Origin of the sequence: uncultured Tateyamaria sp. (assembly GCF_947504105.1) — a bacterium.
Taxonomy (GTDB): Bacteria; Pseudomonadota; Alphaproteobacteria; order Rhodobacterales; family Rhodobacteraceae; genus Tateyamaria.
The window spans coordinates 122,168-137,016 of sequence record NZ_CANNGP010000002.1; the positions used below are offsets into that span (position 1 = coordinate 122,168).

Annotated in this window: 16 protein-coding genes; 13 read left to right on the plus strand and 3 right to left on the minus strand. The window is 57.8% G+C overall.

Going from position 1 to position 14,849, the window contains the following annotated elements:
- Positions 1-24: 24 nt before the first annotated feature.
- From Q1A75_RS02195 to Q1A75_RS02230, 8 genes are all read left to right on the plus strand, one after another.
- Positions 25-1,011, plus strand: a complete 987-nt coding sequence (locus tag Q1A75_RS02195; RefSeq protein ID WP_299547978.1) for an Hsp33 family molecular chaperone HslO — start codon at positions 25-27, stop codon at positions 1,009-1,011.
- Positions 1,004-1,603 carry a CoA pyrophosphatase gene (locus Q1A75_RS02200; RefSeq protein WP_299547980.1) on the plus strand — a complete coding sequence of 200 codons (600 nt, stop codon included), beginning with the start codon at positions 1,004-1,006 and terminating at the stop codon, positions 1,601-1,603. Before Q1A75_RS02195 ends, Q1A75_RS02200 begins: the two co-directional genes overlap by 8 nt.
- Positions 1,576-2,748: a CCA tRNA nucleotidyltransferase gene (locus Q1A75_RS02205; RefSeq protein ID WP_299547983.1), complete on the plus strand. Its 1,173-nt coding sequence runs from the start codon at positions 1,576-1,578 to the stop codon at positions 2,746-2,748. Before Q1A75_RS02200 ends, Q1A75_RS02205 begins: the two co-directional genes overlap by 28 nt.
- A gap of 164 nt (positions 2,749-2,912) precedes the next feature.
- Positions 2,913-4,754 (plus strand): ABC transporter ATP-binding protein, encoded by a 1,842-nt coding sequence (locus tag Q1A75_RS02210; RefSeq protein WP_299547985.1) that lies wholly within the window; start codon positions 2,913-2,915, stop codon positions 4,752-4,754.
- Positions 4,751-6,583: an ABC transporter ATP-binding protein gene (locus Q1A75_RS02215; RefSeq protein WP_299547987.1), complete on the plus strand. Its 1,833-nt coding sequence runs from the start codon at positions 4,751-4,753 to the stop codon at positions 6,581-6,583. Before Q1A75_RS02210 ends, Q1A75_RS02215 begins: the two co-directional genes overlap by 4 nt.
- A 39-nt stretch (positions 6,584-6,622) precedes the next feature.
- On the plus strand, positions 6,623-7,852 hold the full coding sequence (locus Q1A75_RS02220; RefSeq protein ID WP_299547989.1) for a class I SAM-dependent RNA methyltransferase: 1,230 nt from the start codon (positions 6,623-6,625) through the stop codon (positions 7,850-7,852).
- Between the two features lie 11 nt (positions 7,853-7,863).
- The gene (locus tag Q1A75_RS02225) at positions 7,864-8,631 is read left to right on the plus strand and encodes an ion transporter (RefSeq protein ID WP_299547991.1); all 768 of its coding nucleotides are present in this window, start codon (positions 7,864-7,866) and stop codon (positions 8,629-8,631) included.
- A gap of 105 nt (positions 8,632-8,736) precedes the next feature.
- Positions 8,737-9,237, plus strand: coding sequence for a L,D-transpeptidase family protein (locus tag Q1A75_RS02230; RefSeq protein WP_299547993.1), 501 nt, complete (start codon positions 8,737-8,739; stop codon positions 9,235-9,237).
- On the opposite strand, the gene Q1A75_RS02235 is transcribed toward Q1A75_RS02230, so the two are convergent.
- Positions 9,238-9,882, minus strand: coding sequence for a CAP domain-containing protein (locus Q1A75_RS02235; protein ID WP_299547995.1), 645 nt, complete (start codon positions 9,880-9,882; stop codon positions 9,238-9,240).
- A 171-nt stretch (positions 9,883-10,053) separates the two neighbouring features.
- Here Q1A75_RS02235 and Q1A75_RS02240 point away from each other — a divergent pair, with 171 nt between their 5' ends.
- Positions 10,054-10,647: a L,D-transpeptidase gene (locus tag Q1A75_RS02240; RefSeq protein WP_299547997.1), complete on the plus strand. Its 594-nt coding sequence runs from the start codon at positions 10,054-10,056 to the stop codon at positions 10,645-10,647.
- A 138-nt stretch (positions 10,648-10,785) separates the two neighbouring features.
- Entirely contained in the window at positions 10,786-10,965 is a 180-nt protein-coding gene (locus Q1A75_RS02245; protein ID WP_189367251.1) for a hypothetical protein, read from the plus strand.
- 69 nt (positions 10,966-11,034) lie between these two features.
- Here Q1A75_RS02245 and hemH read toward each other — a convergent pair whose 3' ends face one another.
- Together hemH and Q1A75_RS02255 are read right to left on the minus strand one after the other, a co-directional pair.
- On the minus strand, positions 11,035-12,096 hold the full coding sequence (hemH, locus tag Q1A75_RS02250; protein ID WP_299548179.1) for a ferrochelatase: 1,062 nt from the start codon (positions 12,094-12,096) through the stop codon (positions 11,035-11,037).
- Between the two features lie 54 nt (positions 12,097-12,150).
- Positions 12,151-12,969, minus strand: coding sequence for a methyltransferase domain-containing protein (locus tag Q1A75_RS02255; RefSeq protein ID WP_299547999.1), 819 nt, complete (start codon positions 12,967-12,969; stop codon positions 12,151-12,153).
- Positions 12,970-12,990: 21 nt separating this feature from the next.
- Between Q1A75_RS02255 and Q1A75_RS02260 the strand changes: the two genes are divergently transcribed.
- Genes Q1A75_RS02260 through Q1A75_RS02270 form a run of 3 tightly spaced genes read left to right on the plus strand, consistent with a single transcriptional unit; the run spans position 12,991 to position 14,846 of the window.
- Positions 12,991-13,716, plus strand: coding sequence for a ComF family protein (locus tag Q1A75_RS02260; protein WP_299548001.1), 726 nt, complete (start codon positions 12,991-12,993; stop codon positions 13,714-13,716).
- A gap of 41 nt (positions 13,717-13,757) precedes the next feature.
- Positions 13,758-14,015 (plus strand): glutaredoxin 3, encoded by a 258-nt coding sequence (gene grxC / locus Q1A75_RS02265; protein WP_299548003.1) that lies wholly within the window; start codon positions 13,758-13,760, stop codon positions 14,013-14,015.
- Positions 14,016-14,846, plus strand: coding sequence for a carbon-nitrogen hydrolase family protein (locus Q1A75_RS02270; protein ID WP_299548005.1), 831 nt, complete (start codon positions 14,016-14,018; stop codon positions 14,844-14,846).
- Positions 14,847-14,849: the final 3 nt, after the last annotated feature.

The window sequence follows — 14,849 nt, forward strand, 5'->3', positions numbered from 1 at the left end:
TCACCGGCGCCAAAGGAAACCCCAATGACACTCGGTTCGCAACTCGCGTGGGACGATACTGTCCTGCCATTCCAACTTGATGCTTCCGACATTCGCGGGCGCGTTGCGCGTCTGGACGGAGTGTTGGATGGCATCCTGAAACAACATGACTACCCTGAACAGGTCGAAGCGCTTGTCGCGGAAATGGCCCTCCTGACCGCGCTGATTGGCCAAACAATCAAGCTGCGTTGGAAGTTGTCGCTGCAGGTTCAATCCAAGGGACCGGTGCGCATGATCGCGACTGACTACTACGGGCCTGAGAACGATGGCGATATTGCCCGCATCCGAGCCTATGCCAGCTTTGATCGAGACCGGCTGACTGAAGGTGCCCCATTCGATCAGGTGGGTGAGGGGTACTTTGCCATCATGATTGATCAGGGCACTGACATGACCCCGTATCAGGGGATTACGCCACTCGATGGTGGATCGCTTGCGGCCTGCGCCCAGACGTATTTCGCCCAGTCCGAACAGTTGCCAACCCGCTTTCAACTGAGTTTTGGCAAATCGACCGAACCTGGCGCGCGCGAACATTGGCGCGCGGGCGGTGTGATGCTGCAACACATGCCCAAGGCGTCGCCCTTTGCTGCCACCTCCGAAGGGACAGGCGAAGTGCTGCGCTCTGACGATTTGCTTGATGGCGAAGAGTCCGAGAATTGGGGCCGCGTGAACATCCTGTTGGACACGGTTGAAGAGTTGGAATTGATCGGCCCAACGCTGGCACCGAACGATTTGCTTCTGCGTTTGTTCCATGAGGAAACGCCGCGTGTCTTTGACACGCAGCCTGTGCGTTTCGGTTGCACCTGCTCTGAAGATCGCGTGCGTCAAAGCCTGTCCATCTATTCGGCGCGGGATATTGAGAAGATGACCACCGATGACGGGCGGGTCACGGCAGACTGCCAATTCTGCGGCGCGCATTACGATCTGGACCCGGCCAGCGTGGGATTCGAGGCGGAAACCCAAGACGGTGCCTGATCTTCTTGACCAAACACGTGCGGCGCTTGAGCGATCAGGCGCCGCATCCTCGGATTTTGATCTGAACAGCGGGATCACCTTGCCTGCTGGTCGCAAGCTGCGCCCCGCAGCCGTGCTTGCGCCCATCATTGAAGGGCGAAACGGCTACGAGCTGATCCTAACGAAACGGTCTTCTGCGCTTAAACATCACCCGGGGCAGATCGCCTTTCCCGGTGGTAAGCGCGATGACGATGATGTCGATCTTGTTGCCACCGCTTTACGTGAAGCGCGCGAGGAAATTGGCCTGCACGATCACAATGTCGATGTGCTAGGTACATTTGCGCCGCATGAAACTGTCACGTCCTTTACTGTGACGCCTGTCGTCGCGCTCGTGAAGAACGAGTTTGGGGTTAATCCGGAAGCGGGCGAAGTGTCAGAGGTTTTTCGCGTGCCCCTGTCACATGTCCTGACGCCTGACAACTACGTGATCGAAGCACGCAGGTGGCGCGGGCAAAAGCGGATGTACTACACGGTTCCCTACGGCCCCTATTACATCTGGGGCGCAACCGCGCGTATATTGCGTGCATGGACCGACTTACTGCCACCCTCCTAGACCCGGATACGGATTTCCTGACGAATCCTGCCGCGCAAAGCCTGTGTTTGGCTTTGGAGGCATCAGGTCATTGCGCCTACTTTGTAGGAGGCTGTGTCCGCAACGCAGTGATGGGCGTGCCAATCTCGGACATTGATATCGCGACCGATGCGGTACCTGATGATGTCATCAATCTGTCGGAACACGCCGGGTTTCGCGCTATCCCTACAGGTATCGATCACGGCACCATCACCATCGTGGTTGATGATCAGCCGTTCGAGGTGACAACCTTTCGTCGGGATGTTGCGACTGATGGCCGACGTGCCGTCATCGCGTTTTCAACGGATTTGACACAGGATGCGTGCCGCCGCGACTTTACCATGAATGCACTCTACGCGGACCGGCATGGGCGTATCACCGACCCGATGCAGGGGCTTGAGGATGCGTGTGTGGGACGGGTTCGGTTCATCGACGACGCAGGTCAACGCATCCGCGAAGACTATCTGCGCACCCTTCGCTTTTTTCGGTTCAGCGCGCAATATGCTCCGATTGATGCAGAATGGAATGCCGACGCGCTGGCGGGGATCGCCGAAAATCTGGACGGGCTGGAAAGCCTGTCGGCCGAACGGGTCGGATCAGAGATGCTGAAACTGCTGGGGGCGACCGATCCCACACCTGCCCTGTCGATCATGCAACAGACTGGTGTATTGGCGCGTGTCTTGCCGGGGGCAGACCCTACATGTGTCGGTCCGCTTGTACATCTCGAGCAGAGTGTCGGTGCTCCAAATGATCCCATTGTGCGCCTCGCCGCGCTGGGCGGGCACGATGTCAAAGATCGGCTGCGGTTGTCCCGGCGGGATCAGCGTCACCTCGATTCGATCCATAGTCTATCGACGGCAACAGGCGGTCCGAAGGTCCTTGGCCAGATGGGCGGTATTGCGGCGGGAGGCGGCGCGTTTTTGCTGCGATCCGCCTATGCGAACACACCGGTGACGGCCATGGAATTTAACGGTATCATAATAGGTGCGAATGCCATTTTTCCCGTTACTGCCAGTGATTTGCCATATCTCGATGGCCCGGCGTTGGGCGCGGAGCTCAAAGTGTTAAAGCAGGCTTGGCTTGAGTCCGACCTGACAAAAACAAAACAAGACTTGCTGCACCCGTGACAATTTGCAGTCCTGACGCTATGTCATGGAAGAACCTGATTGGAGAGCAACATGGTGAGCTGGATCTGGAACGACGCCTAATCGTCGCTGACTGTCCTTTTTGACGCGTTAGGCGGAACGCCTGCGTCACGCCTCTGTTGCATTGAAATTCTACGGAACCCATCATGTTCAAGTTCTTTGAATCGCTTGTCGATCCTTATCTTCCCTACGCTGAAACTGACACGCCGCCGACCAAACTGTGGCCGTTTCTGCGCGAGTATCTGAGGCCGTTCCGGGCGATTATCGCCATCACCTTTGCCTTCAGCACTGTGGTGGCATTCGGAGAAATTCTGCTGATCTGGTATGTGGCCCGCATCGTGGACCTCCTCGCACAGGGCGAGCCGGAGATGATCATTCCGGAATATGGCCTTGAGTTCACACTTGTCGCGCTGTGGGTTCTGGTGCTGCGCACTGCAATGGGATTTGTCGACGTAGCGTTGTTGCACAACACCCTTTTGCCCAACCTTGGCACGCTTATCCGATGGCGGTCACACCGGCACGTGCTGCGCCAGTCGGTCGGCTGGTTCGAGGATGATTTTGCCGGGCGCATCGCCAACCGGATTATGCAAACGCCACCCGCCACAGGCGAGGCCATGTTCCATGTGCTTGATGCTGGGTCATTCTTTGCGGTGTCGGTCATTGGTGCCGTCATCTTGTTGATGAGCTTCGATCTGTGGCTGGCGCTGCCGTTGATCTTCTGGATTGTGGGGTATTTGCTTTTGTTGCGCTGGGTCATCCGTCGTGCGGGCCCTGCGGCCAAGGCCAGTTCGGATGCGCGCAGCGCGATCACCGGCCGGGTTGTTGACAGTTATTCCAACATCCACTCCGTCAAGATGTTTGCGCACCACGATCGCGAGATCGACTATGCCAAGGACGCCATCGAGAACGCGCGTCAAACATTCATGAAAGAGATGCGCATTGTCGTGAAGATGGATGTGTGCCTGACGGTCCTGAACGCCATGATGATCGTATCGATGGGCGCGCTTGCGATCTGGCTGTGGGTTGGCGGGTTCACGACTGAAGGTATGGTGGCTGCAGCCCTGACCATCGCATTGCGGCTCAACAACATGACTTATTGGATCATGTGGGCCATGACATCTCTGGTTCAGAACCTCGGCATCATTTCCGAAGGGATGGAGACGATTGCCCAGCCCGTCACCCTTGTGGACGCGCCGGATGCCAAATCACTTGAGTTGACGCGGGGCGAGATCGCCTTGCGTGGGCTGACGCACCACTACGGGCGTGGCAGCGGCGGGTTGCAGGATGTTTCGACCATCATTCGTCCCGGCGAAAAGGTTGGGCTGGTCGGGCGGTCTGGTGCCGGCAAATCGACTTTGGTGAAGTTGCTTTTGCGTTTCTACGATGCCGAAGATGGGCAAATCATCATCGATGGACAGGACATCGCACAGGTGACTCAAGACAGCCTGCGCCTGAACATCGGCATGGTGCAGCAGGACAGTTCGCTTTTGCACCGGTCCGTGCGAGACAATATCCTTTACGGTCGGCCGGACGCGATGGAGGAGGAGATGTTGGCTGCTGCCCGTCAGGCGCAGGCGCATGACTTCATCCTTGATCTCGCTGACCCCGAGGGGCGCACCGGATATGATGCGCAAGTTGGCGAACGAGGCGTGAAACTGTCGGGTGGTCAGCGTCAGCGCATCACCTTGGCCCGTATTATCCTCAAAAATGCGCCGATCCTCGTGTTGGACGAGGCCACAAGCGCGCTCGACAGTGAGGTCGAGGCGGCGATTCAGGACACGCTCTATCAAATGATGGAGGGCAAGACTGTGATCGCAATTGCGCACCGTCTGTCCACCATTGCCGAAATGGATCGCATCCTTGTCCTTGATGATGGGAAAATCGTCGAAGACGGATCACATGACGCGCTTTTGGCCAGGGGCGGGCTATATGCTGACCTCTGGGCACGCCAATCTGGTGGGTTCCTTGCGACCGAGGCGGCAGAGTGAAGATTTCAACCTGGATAGAAGCGTTCCGACGGGCAGAGGGCCCACCACCGCAAACGCTGTGGCACTTCCTGCGCTGGTGCATGTCTGGTGCGTGGCCTGCCCTTTGGTTTGCCGCGTTCTGCTCGGCTGCGGCTGGCGCGCTTGAGGCGGGCACGGCGCTGATCCTTGGTCGGGTCATAGACGCGACGGTTGAATTGGGACCTGACGGCTTCTTTTCAGTCTCTAACATTACCCTCGTCGTGGGTGCTCTGGCCTTTTTCCTGATCGCAAGGCCGTTGCTGTTCGGGCTTAGCGCTGCCACCAATGCGATCATCGTACAGCCCAACCTGAACCCGCTGGTCTTGTCGCGTCTTCACCGCTGGACACTGGGCCAATCGGTCAACTTCTTTGACGATGATTTTGCGGGCCGCATTGCGCAAAAGCAGATGCAGGCGGCGCGCGCTGTGACGGATATCGTGTCGGAATTCATCAACGTCGTGGCTTTCGCACTTGCGTCCCTTGTCGGATCTATTGTGTTACTGCTTGCCATCGACTGGCGTGTTGCGGCCGGGTTCGCCGTCTGGCTGGTCGCCTATTTCGCGCTTATCCGTTGGTATTTGCCGCGTATCCGCAAGCTGTCCGCTGCGCGGGCGGCGGCACGCGCCATGGTGTCGGGGCAAGTTGTGGATACGGTCACCAACATAAAGACAGTCAAACTGTTCGCCCACGACGATCACGAGGATCAGGCGGCACTGATCGCCATGGGCAGTTTTCGCAAGACAGCGGTCGACTACGGCATCATGTCCGCCTGGTTCCGCTTTACACTGATGACACTCGCTGGATTACTGCCGGTGTTCCTGCTAGGCGGCACGATCCTGATGTGGCGGCAAGGCATTGCCTCCCCGGGTGATATTGTCGCCTCTGGCGCAATTGCGATCCGAATTGCCCAAATGACGGGATGGGTCAGTTTCACCCTCATGGCGATCTATTCCAATGTGGGCGAGGTTGAGGATGGGATGCGCACCCTGACCCCTCGCACCCGCGTACAGGATGCAGCGGACGCCCATCCGCTCGGTGATGTGGCGGGTGAGATCCGGTTTGACAGCCTGGGCTTTTCCTACGGGCGCGAAACAGGTGGGATCACTGACATCACCATGCACATCACGCCCGGTGAGAAGGTGGGCATCGTTGGTGCGTCAGGTGCGGGTAAGTCTACGCTCGTATCCCTGCTCTTACGTCTCTACGAAGGGGAAAAGGGCCAAGTTTTGATCGATGGGCACAACATCAACTACGTAACCCAGGACAGCCTGCGCCACAACATCGGCATGGTCACGCAGGAAACAGCCATGTTCAACCGCTCGGCGCGCGAGAACATCCTGTATGGACGTCCCGCCGCGTCCGAAGACGATATGATTGCTGCTGCCAAAAAGGCCGAAGCGCATGACTTCATCCTTGATCTGCAGGATCACAAGGGCCGCACTGGCTACGATGCCCATCTGGGCGAACGTGGCGTGAAACTGTCAGGTGGCCAGCGCCAGCGCATTGCCTTGGCCCGCGCCATTCTCAAGGACGCCCCGATCCTTGTTCTTGATGAAGCGACAAGCGCCCTTGATAGCGAGGTCGAGGCGTCGATCCAGTCTGCGTTGTCCCGCGTCATGGAGGGCAAGACCGTGCTTGCCATCGCCCATCGTCTCTCCACCCTGACCGAGATGGACAGGATTATCGTCATGGACCAGGGACGCATTGTCGAAGAAGGTCCTCATGACGCGCTTCTAGCCAAGGGCGGGCTCTACGCGCGATATTGGCAGCGTCAGTCGGGCGGCTTCATCAGCACGCGCGCTGCGGAATAGGGCTTTTGCAAACGAACCGGTCCGGGTAGGCCACCTCACATGACAACTGTGACGATTGAACGATTGGGCCAGCACGGCGATGGTGTAGCTCCGGGGCCGGTTTTTGTGCCGCTGGCGTTGCCAGGCGAGGTGGTCAGTGGAACGCTGGACGGAACACATCTGCTGGAGGGTCGGATTGAAGTGCCCTCGCCTGATCGCGTGTCGCCGCTCTGCACCCACTTCCGGTCCTGTGGCGGTTGCCAGATGCAGCATGCAAGCGATCAACTGGTTTCCGATTGGAAGCGTGAGATCGTTGCGGCTGCGCTGACTCAGGTCGGATTAGAGACTGATATGCGGGTAATTTTGACCTCATCCGACCGATCCCGGCGCCGTGCGGTATTTGCGGCTCGCCGGACTAAGAAAGGGGCAATGGCCGGATTTCACGCCCGCAAATCGGACGCCGTCATACCCGTTCCCGATTGCATCCTTGTTACCCCGTCCCTGTTGGCCGGGCTGAATGTGTCCGAGGATCTCGCCCTTGCTGGGGCCAGTCGAAAAGCGGCACTTGCCGTCACAGTGACTGACAGTCTGGAGGGTTTGGATGTTGCGGTAACGGGGGGCAAGCCGCTGGACGGACCGTTGCGCATTGCTTTGGCAGCACTTTGCGAAAAGCACAGTCTTGCGCGTTTGACGTGGGAGGACGAACTGATCGGCATGCGCGTTCCCCCGGCGCAGCGCATGGGTAAGGCGCGGGTTGTGCCGCCGCCCGGCGCGTTTCTTCAAGCCACCGTGCATGGACAAGAGACGCTGACCGATCTCGTGACGAAGATTGTCGGCCCGGCCAAATCTGTCATGGATCTGTTTGCGGGCTGTGGCACATTTGCCCTTCCCCTTGCGGAAAACGCTGAGGTGCATGCCGTCGAAGGATCTGCCGAGATGATTGCGGCGCTCGATGCGGCTTGGCGACAGACGCAGGGCCTGAAACGGGTGACAATGGAAACCCGCGACCTGTTCCGCCGCCCGATGCTGCCGGATGAACTGGCTCGCTTCGATGCCGTCGTGATCGACCCGCCGCGGGCCGGGGCCGCCGCTCAAGTGGCTGAGTTGGCTGTGGCGCAGGTTCCGGTCATCGCCCATGTCTCCTGCAACCCACAGACCTTTGCCCGAGATGCCGAAACATTGTGCAATGCCGGGTATGTGCTGGATTGGGTGCAGCCGGTGGATCAGTTCCGCTGGTCGGCCCACGTGGAACTTGTCGGTGCCTTCCGTTTGGCCCATATCGCCGCGTGAAGGAGACGACTATGGACCGCACCACCCTTGCCCGCTGGCTGGAAAGCCCGCGCGTCACGAACGCCATCATTGCGATCATCATTCTGAACGCCATAACACTGGGGCTTGAGACGTCAGAGGCTGCAATGTCGGTTGCCGGCGGTCTGATCGTGACGATTGACAAGGCCTGTCTTGCGATCTTTACGGTTGAGATCATTGCCAAGCTGATCGCTTACCGCGGCCGGTTTTTTCGCAATGGCTGGAATATCTTTGATTTTGTCATCGTCGGGATCGCATTGGTGCCCAATGCGGGCGGCCTGTCTGTCTTGCGTGCCCTGCGTATCCTGCGGGTTCTGCGTGTCATTTCGGTTGCGCCCAGCCTTCGGCGTGTGGTCGAGGGGTTCGTGACCGCCCTGCCCGGTATGGGCAGCGTGTTTCTGTTGATGGCACTCATCTTCTATATCGGCGCGGTAATGGCGACGAAGCTGTTTGCAAGAAGCTTTCCCGATTGGTTCGGCGATTTGGGTCTGAGCGCTTATTCCCTCTTCCAGATCATGACATTGGAATCCTGGTCGATGGGTATCGTCCGTCCGGTGATGGAGGTTTATCCATACGCCTGGATGTTTTTTGTGCCGTTTATCATGGTTACGACCTTTGCCGTGGTGAACCTGCTTGTCGGTCTGATCGTCAATTCGATGCAGGATGCCCATGCAGAGGAAAGCAATGCGGCGACGGATAGTTATCGGGACGAGGTCCTGAAGCGACTGGATGCAATCGAGGCGCGATTGAAGGACAAATGATCACGGTCTGGTGATCTCTGCTGGCAAAAACCTGCTAGGCGCACTGCGGTAAACCGTGGTATTTTCTGCTCAAACACAAAAACGACCCATTGGGACAGGAATTTCATGAAGCGCAGACATCTGATGATGGGCGGGGCCGCAGCTGTGACGCTGGGCGCCTGTTCTTCTCCAAACAAGCTCAAACGCTATAGCGGGCCTGACGTCACGTATATCGTGGTGAACAAGGAAGCGCGGCGCATGTACCTTTTGAACGATGACAAGGTGCTCAAGGATTATGACATCGACCTTGGCTTTGCGCCTATTGGCGACAAGTTCTTTGAGGGGGATGGTCGCACGCCCGAGGGCACATACATCATCGACCGCCGCAATCCGAACAGTCAGTTTCACCTGTCGCTGGGTATTTCATACCCGAATATACAGGACAGGATGGAAGCGGCGGCGCTGGGTAAGCCGCCCGGCGGAGATATCTTTATCCACGGCGAATCCAGTCCCTTCAAGCGCAGGCGCGAAGACTGGACATGGGGATGTATCGCGGTCCCAAACCGCGAGATGGAAGACGTCTATGCCATGGTGCGCAACGGCACCCCGATACAGATCAACCCGTAATCAGGTCGCGGGCGTAGTGATGATTGCCGCGTCCTCTTCCGTCGAGTCGGCCGCCGTGTCTTCTGGATTGGGCGTTGGATCAGGCACAAGCCGAGATGCCGACGGATTGGCCGTTGGAATGACGGGCGTGTTTGATGGATTGGCCACCACCATGGTCCACCAGATCTTGCCATTCCGCTCTTGGAACCAGGCGAATCCCATGTCCCTGGCTTGCGGGGACAGGATCGTACGGCGTGTGTCGGGCTGCTCCATCCATGCGGCCAAGGTCTCAAGCTCGGTCTCGTATGTTTCCGAGATGTTTTCACCGATGAGGCTGCCGGTGTAGCCGACGCGTTGCAAGCGATCGATCGGGGATGACCCGTCGGACCCGAAGTGCCACGGGCGATTCTGCAGCGACATGTCCCGCGCATGCGTTGCAGCCGCCGCATTCAGCTGCGGGTTCAACTCAACAGGTGCAGCGCCTTGGGCGCTGCGCAGGGCATTGACCGAATCCAGCATGCGGAATTGCAGCTTCGCCGTGTCACCGTTGCGGATACGATAAAGTTTGGGCGCCGCACGCCCGTCTTCGCCAATTGTGGGCGCTTCGGGTGTTGTACAGGCCGCCAGAGTGAGAAGAGCGACCAAGAGGACCGAGAAAATTCGCATTGTTCCTGCACATCATCTTTGTTGTTTTTAACTCGATAGCGGCTTGTACGTTGCATTACAAACCCACATCGGCGTGATACTGCGTGATGACATCTGTTTGATTTGCGACTGCGTCTTTCAGGCAATATTGTTTGCGCGAATGGCAGGATTACACCATCGGAGAGGCATTAAATGTCCAAAAAATCGTTTAACACCCCAAGCCGCCGTGCCTTTTTGGCAGGTTCGGCCGCGCTGATCGGGGCACCCGCACTGGCACAGAGTATCCCTGCGGGCCAAGCGTCGCGTGATCCAACACAAAGCGCACGACGCAACATTTCGAGCTTCCGGTCACTGGACTGGCAGCCCTATTTCGACAATCTTCGAAATGGCGCGATTCTGGTCGATATCGACAGCCGCGCCGTGCACTACTGGAATGAAGAGAAGACGATTTACAAGCTTTACCCATCCAGTGTGCCGCTGACCGAGGATTTGACCCGTCGCGGCCGTACCCGCGTGATCCTGAAAGATCCGGAACCGGATTGGCGCCCCACGCCGTCCATGAAAAAGCGCAACCCCGAATGGCCCGACTACATTGGCCCCGGCCCGGAAAACCCGTTGGGCACGCGTTCGCTTCATTTGAGCTGGACTTATTATCGCATCCACGGCACCCACGATACGCGCAAGATTGGCCGCAAATCCTCGAACGGATGCATCGGTCTGTATAATGAACATATCGAAGAGCTGTACGGAATGGCGAATGTCGGAACGCAAGTGTTGCTAATTTGACGACATTAAGGCGGATCGGCGGCTAAGTCCCTGAAACATGGTTTGCAATCGCGCGGTATTGCTGTTTACACAGACTCACGAGGTAAGTCTTGGGTGCGTTCCAACGATAGTTGTTGGGGCGCGTAACTGGAGGTTAATATGAAAAAACTCGTTCTCGCTGCTGCTCTGACTGCTGCTGCTTCGACCGCATTCGCTGGCGCACCTGCCGAGCCGATCATCGAAGCACCCGTGATCGTTGAAGAGACGCAAAGCTCCTCGGGCGGTATCATCCTGCCCCTGCTGCTGCTGATTGTTGTAGCGGCTGCTGTTTCCGACTAATTGCCGGAATCACATCATTAAAAAGGCGGCTCATTGCGAGCCGCCTTTTTTCTTTGGCAAATTAAGAAACTAATCCAGCCAGCCGCGCAGGTTTTCCTGAATTACCGCGCCCAACGCTTCAATATGTGCGTCGTCGTCGTTCAGGCATGGAATATACGTAAACGTCTCGCCCCCGGCCTCTTCAAAGCTTTCCTTGATCTCTTCGTTGATTTCTTCGAGCGTTTCGATGCAATCGGCTGAAAACGCAGGGGCGCATACGGCAATGCTTTTCTTGCCCGCTTCAGCCAGTCGCGCAACCTCCTCCACCGTATAGGGTTTCAGCCACTCTTCCGGGCCGAATTTGGATTGAAAGGTCGTCGTGATCTCGGTGCCGTCCCAACCCAGACGTTCCTTTAGCAGTCGTGTCGTTTTTTGGCACTGACAGTGATAGGGGTCGCCCTCCATAAGGTAGCGTAACGGGACACCGTGATAACTGCAGACCAGAATATCCGGGCGCGTTTCCAGACTGCCATAGGCCCGTTCAATGGATTGCGTCAATGCCTCAATATACTTGGGGTGCTCAAAATAGGGCTGCACCGTCCGCGTTGTTGGCTGCCACTTTTCCTCCATCAGCGCGCGAAAGAACTGGTCGTTCGCCGTCGCTGATGTCGCCCCGGCGTAGTGGGGGTAAAGCGGGAAGAACAGGATCTTCTGGCAACCCGCCTCTACCATCTCGCGTACTTTAGACTTGGTCGAAGGGTTGCCGTAGCGCATGCAGAAATCGACCATGACCTGATCGCCATACTGGGCATGCATGGCGTCCTTGATCTTGGTCGTTTGATCTTTGGTGATCGTCATCAGGGGGCTTTCACCCGCCTTTTCGTTCCAGATCGACTTGTATGCTGCACCCGATGAAAACGGACGTTTGGTCAGGATGATCAGTTGCAACAATGGTTGCCAGATCCAGGGGCTGTAGTCGATAACGCGTTTGTCCGACAGGAATTCTCCCAGATAGCGACGCATCGACCAGTAGTCATAGTTGTCAGGCGTCCCAAGGTTGGCAAGCAGGATGCCTACACGCGCCGGCGGGACCGCCGGGTGATCGTCCGCCGCATGGGCCGGGCGGGTCGCGGTTTTGCTGGTATCAAGCATCTGGGTCATATCCTGCTTTGCAATGGGCCTCAGATAAACGGTTTTGCCTGCACGTCAATCTGGCAGCGACGTTTCGTCCGTCCGCAATGCGTCTGCCAGCCTGGCCCGCGCCGACCCCGGGCGCAGCGGTTTTTGCTGGCTGTCATCGGGCGCCCACCCTGTCAGAACAATCAATTCAAACGTGGCGATAACACCGGAATCATCCCCGGGAAAGGTCGCAGCATAGATGTCTGCGGCACGTTTCAGGATGTTGGCGCGGGTCGGCAGCCTTGACCGTGATGTCAGCGCGTTGGTTTCACCCATTGCCCGCAAATCGTGCATCAGATGCCATATGGATTGATATTGGACGCGCAGCGGAACGGTATCTGCCACCGGCAACGCGAATCCGGCGCGTTGCAAGAGTGCGCCAAGGTCGCGGACTTCAGCCATTGGAGCCACGCGAGGAGACAGACCACCCGTTTCGGCAATCTCTGCTTCGGCCAGACAGGCCTGCAATTCATGCAGTGTTTGCCCACCCAAGGCCACGGCCAGCAATAGCCCGTCCGCGCACAACGCGCGGCGACATTGAATCAGCTGTCCGACAGGATCGTTCGCCCAATGCAGGCCAAGGCTATGTATCACCAAATCGTGTTTACCTTGTGACAACGGCAGGGTCTCTGCCTCATCCACGATCTGTGCCCCTTCGATGTGCCTATGCCACAGCTCAGGAAATGCAGCCACAATTCCGGTTGATGAAAAGGATTTGTTAACCATCGCCACCCGATCCTTGATCTCATCCCGCGCAGCTTCCTGCAGGAAAAGGGAAGAGCCGTCGGCGCGGGCGCGGTTGCGGGCAAGCGCCTGCAAGTCGGTCAAAGGTGTGGGCTGCGTCATGGCGGCATAGGTAGGACAGGCATGGAACTTTTACAAACGGCACTGACCGCGATCTATCCCCCGCGCTGTCTGGGTTGTGGCGAGATGGTGGACAGCGACCTCGGGCTCTGTGGTGGGTGTTGGGGTCAAACCGCTTTTGTGGGCGGGACGGTGTGCGACAGTTGTAGCACGCCCTTACCCGGCTCTGCGCCTGATGAGGTGGTGCATTGCGATGCCTGCCTCCGCGCGCCAAAGCCTTGGAAACATGGGCGTGCAGCACTGATCTATACCGGAATGGGTCGCAAACTGGTTCTGCAACTCAAGCACGGGGATCGTCAGGAAATCGCCAAGCCCGCCGCAGGGTGGATGCGGCAGGCGGTGACAGACATGGCAGCGGCCAATGCCCTGATAGCGCCGGTGCCTTTGCATTGGATGCGACTGGTCAAGCGGCGCTACAACCAAGCCGCCCTGATTGCCACGCATCTATCAGTCATGACCGGACTTGAGGCATGTCCCGATCTTCTCGAACGGCCACGTCGCACCCCGTCCCTCGATGGTAAGACCAAAGGTGAAAGGGCGGACATACTGGATGGTGCGATCCGAGTCACAACGCGTCGCCGCCACCGCGTCATCAACAGACCAGTCATTCTGATCGATGACGTGATGACCACGGGCGCCACACTTGCGGCCTGTACTGACGCGTGCCGTGCAGCAGGTGCAACAGAGGTGTGCGTGGCTGTACTGGCGCGGGTCGCCAAAGATGCCTAAATACGCCGCAACTCAGAATTTGCGCGAAAAGGATCTGCGCCATGAAAGCTGTCGAAATCTACACGTCGCCCCTGTGCGGCTTCTGCCATGCGGCTAAGCGGTTGCTGAATGAAAAGGGCGTGGCCTTTTCCGAAGTGAATGTGCTTGCACAACCGAAACGCAAGACCGAGATGATCCAACGTGCCAATGGTGGCCGGACCGTGCCCCAGATTTTTATCGGTGATACCCATGTGGGTGGTTGCGACGACCTCTATGCGCTTGAGCGCGAAGGCAAGCTTGATCCGCTGCTTGCTGCATAAATGAAAACGGCTCTGCTGCAGCTGAATGTATCTGACGATCCGGTGGCGAACCTGCCCCGGACAGTGCAAATGGTGCAGCAGGCTATCGATATGGGTGCCGAGTTTATCCTGACCCCCGAGGTCACGAACTGCGTCAGCACGAGCCGAATGCATCAGCATGATGTGCTGCACCATCAGGATGATGATCCAACCCTTGCCGCGCTGCGTGATCTTGCCAAGCAAAACGGTGTACACAGTCTGATCGGATCGCTCGGGCTCAAGAGTGATGCGAAAGACAAACGGTTGTTAAACCGTTCCTTCCTGATTTGTCCCCGCGGGGACATTGTCGCGCAGTACGATAAGATTCACATGTTCGACGTCGCGATCAACAATTCCGAGACATATCGTGAGTCGGCAGGATACCAACCTGGTGACCGTGCTGTATTGGCCCAAACCGACTTTGGTGCAGTGGGTATGGCCATTTGCTACGACATGCGTTTTCCCAGATTGGCCGATGCGTTGGTCACCGCGGGTGCGCAGATCCTGACCTTTCCGGCTGCCTTTTCGCTAGTCACCGGTGCGGCCCATTGGCACAGTTTGCTGCGGGCCCGCGCGATTGAAGGTGGCGCTTGGGTGCTGGCCCCCGCCCAGACAGGCACGCATTCCAGTGCGGTTCACAAGACCCGCGACACGTACGGGCACAGCCTCGTCGTTGATCCTTGGGGCGAGGTCGTACTTGACGCAGGCACGGCGCCCGGCATTTATGTCTTTGATCTAGACTTGGAAAAGGTGGCCGAGGCGCGCCGCCGTATCCCCTCACGGGACAACGCGCGTTCCTTCAAAGGCCCCTAATGG

What these genes read in the sequence shown, in the direction of transcription:
- Q1A75_RS02255 (WP_299547999.1), bottom strand. Translation starts at nt 12,969, where the DNA reads ATGACGCAGCCCACACCTTTGACCGACTTGCAGGCGCTTGCCCGCAAC.
- Q1A75_RS02270 (WP_299548005.1), top strand. Translation starts at nt 14,016, where the DNA reads ATGAAAACGGCTCTGCTGCAGCTGAATGTATCTGACGATCCGGTGGCG.
- Q1A75_RS02230 (WP_299547993.1), top strand. Translation starts at nt 8,737, where the DNA reads ATGAAGCGCAGACATCTGATGATGGGCGGGGCCGCAGCTGTGACGCTG.
- Q1A75_RS02240 (WP_299547997.1), top strand. Translation starts at nt 10,054, where the DNA reads ATGTCCAAAAAATCGTTTAACACCCCAAGCCGCCGTGCCTTTTTGGCA.
- Q1A75_RS02195 (WP_299547978.1), top strand. Translation starts at nt 25, where the DNA reads ATGACACTCGGTTCGCAACTCGCGTGGGACGATACTGTCCTGCCATTC.
- Q1A75_RS02235 (WP_299547995.1), bottom strand. Translation starts at nt 9,882, where the DNA reads ATGCGAATTTTCTCGGTCCTCTTGGTCGCTCTTCTCACTCTGGCGGCC.
- Q1A75_RS02245 (WP_189367251.1), top strand. Translation starts at nt 10,786, where the DNA reads ATGAAAAAACTCGTTCTCGCTGCTGCTCTGACTGCTGCTGCTTCGACC.
- hemH (WP_299548179.1), bottom strand. Translation starts at nt 12,096, where the DNA reads ATGCTTGATACCAGCAAAACCGCGACCCGCCCGGCCCATGCGGCGGAC.
- grxC (WP_299548003.1), top strand. Translation starts at nt 13,758, where the DNA reads ATGAAAGCTGTCGAAATCTACACGTCGCCCCTGTGCGGCTTCTGCCAT.
- Q1A75_RS02220 (WP_299547989.1), top strand. Translation starts at nt 6,623, where the DNA reads ATGACAACTGTGACGATTGAACGATTGGGCCAGCACGGCGATGGTGTA.
- Q1A75_RS02205 (WP_299547983.1), top strand. Translation starts at nt 1,576, where the DNA reads ATGGACCGACTTACTGCCACCCTCCTAGACCCGGATACGGATTTCCTG.
- Q1A75_RS02210 (WP_299547985.1), top strand. Translation starts at nt 2,913, where the DNA reads ATGTTCAAGTTCTTTGAATCGCTTGTCGATCCTTATCTTCCCTACGCT.
- Q1A75_RS02225 (WP_299547991.1), top strand. Translation starts at nt 7,864, where the DNA reads ATGGACCGCACCACCCTTGCCCGCTGGCTGGAAAGCCCGCGCGTCACG.
- Q1A75_RS02260 (WP_299548001.1), top strand. Translation starts at nt 12,991, where the DNA reads ATGGAACTTTTACAAACGGCACTGACCGCGATCTATCCCCCGCGCTGT.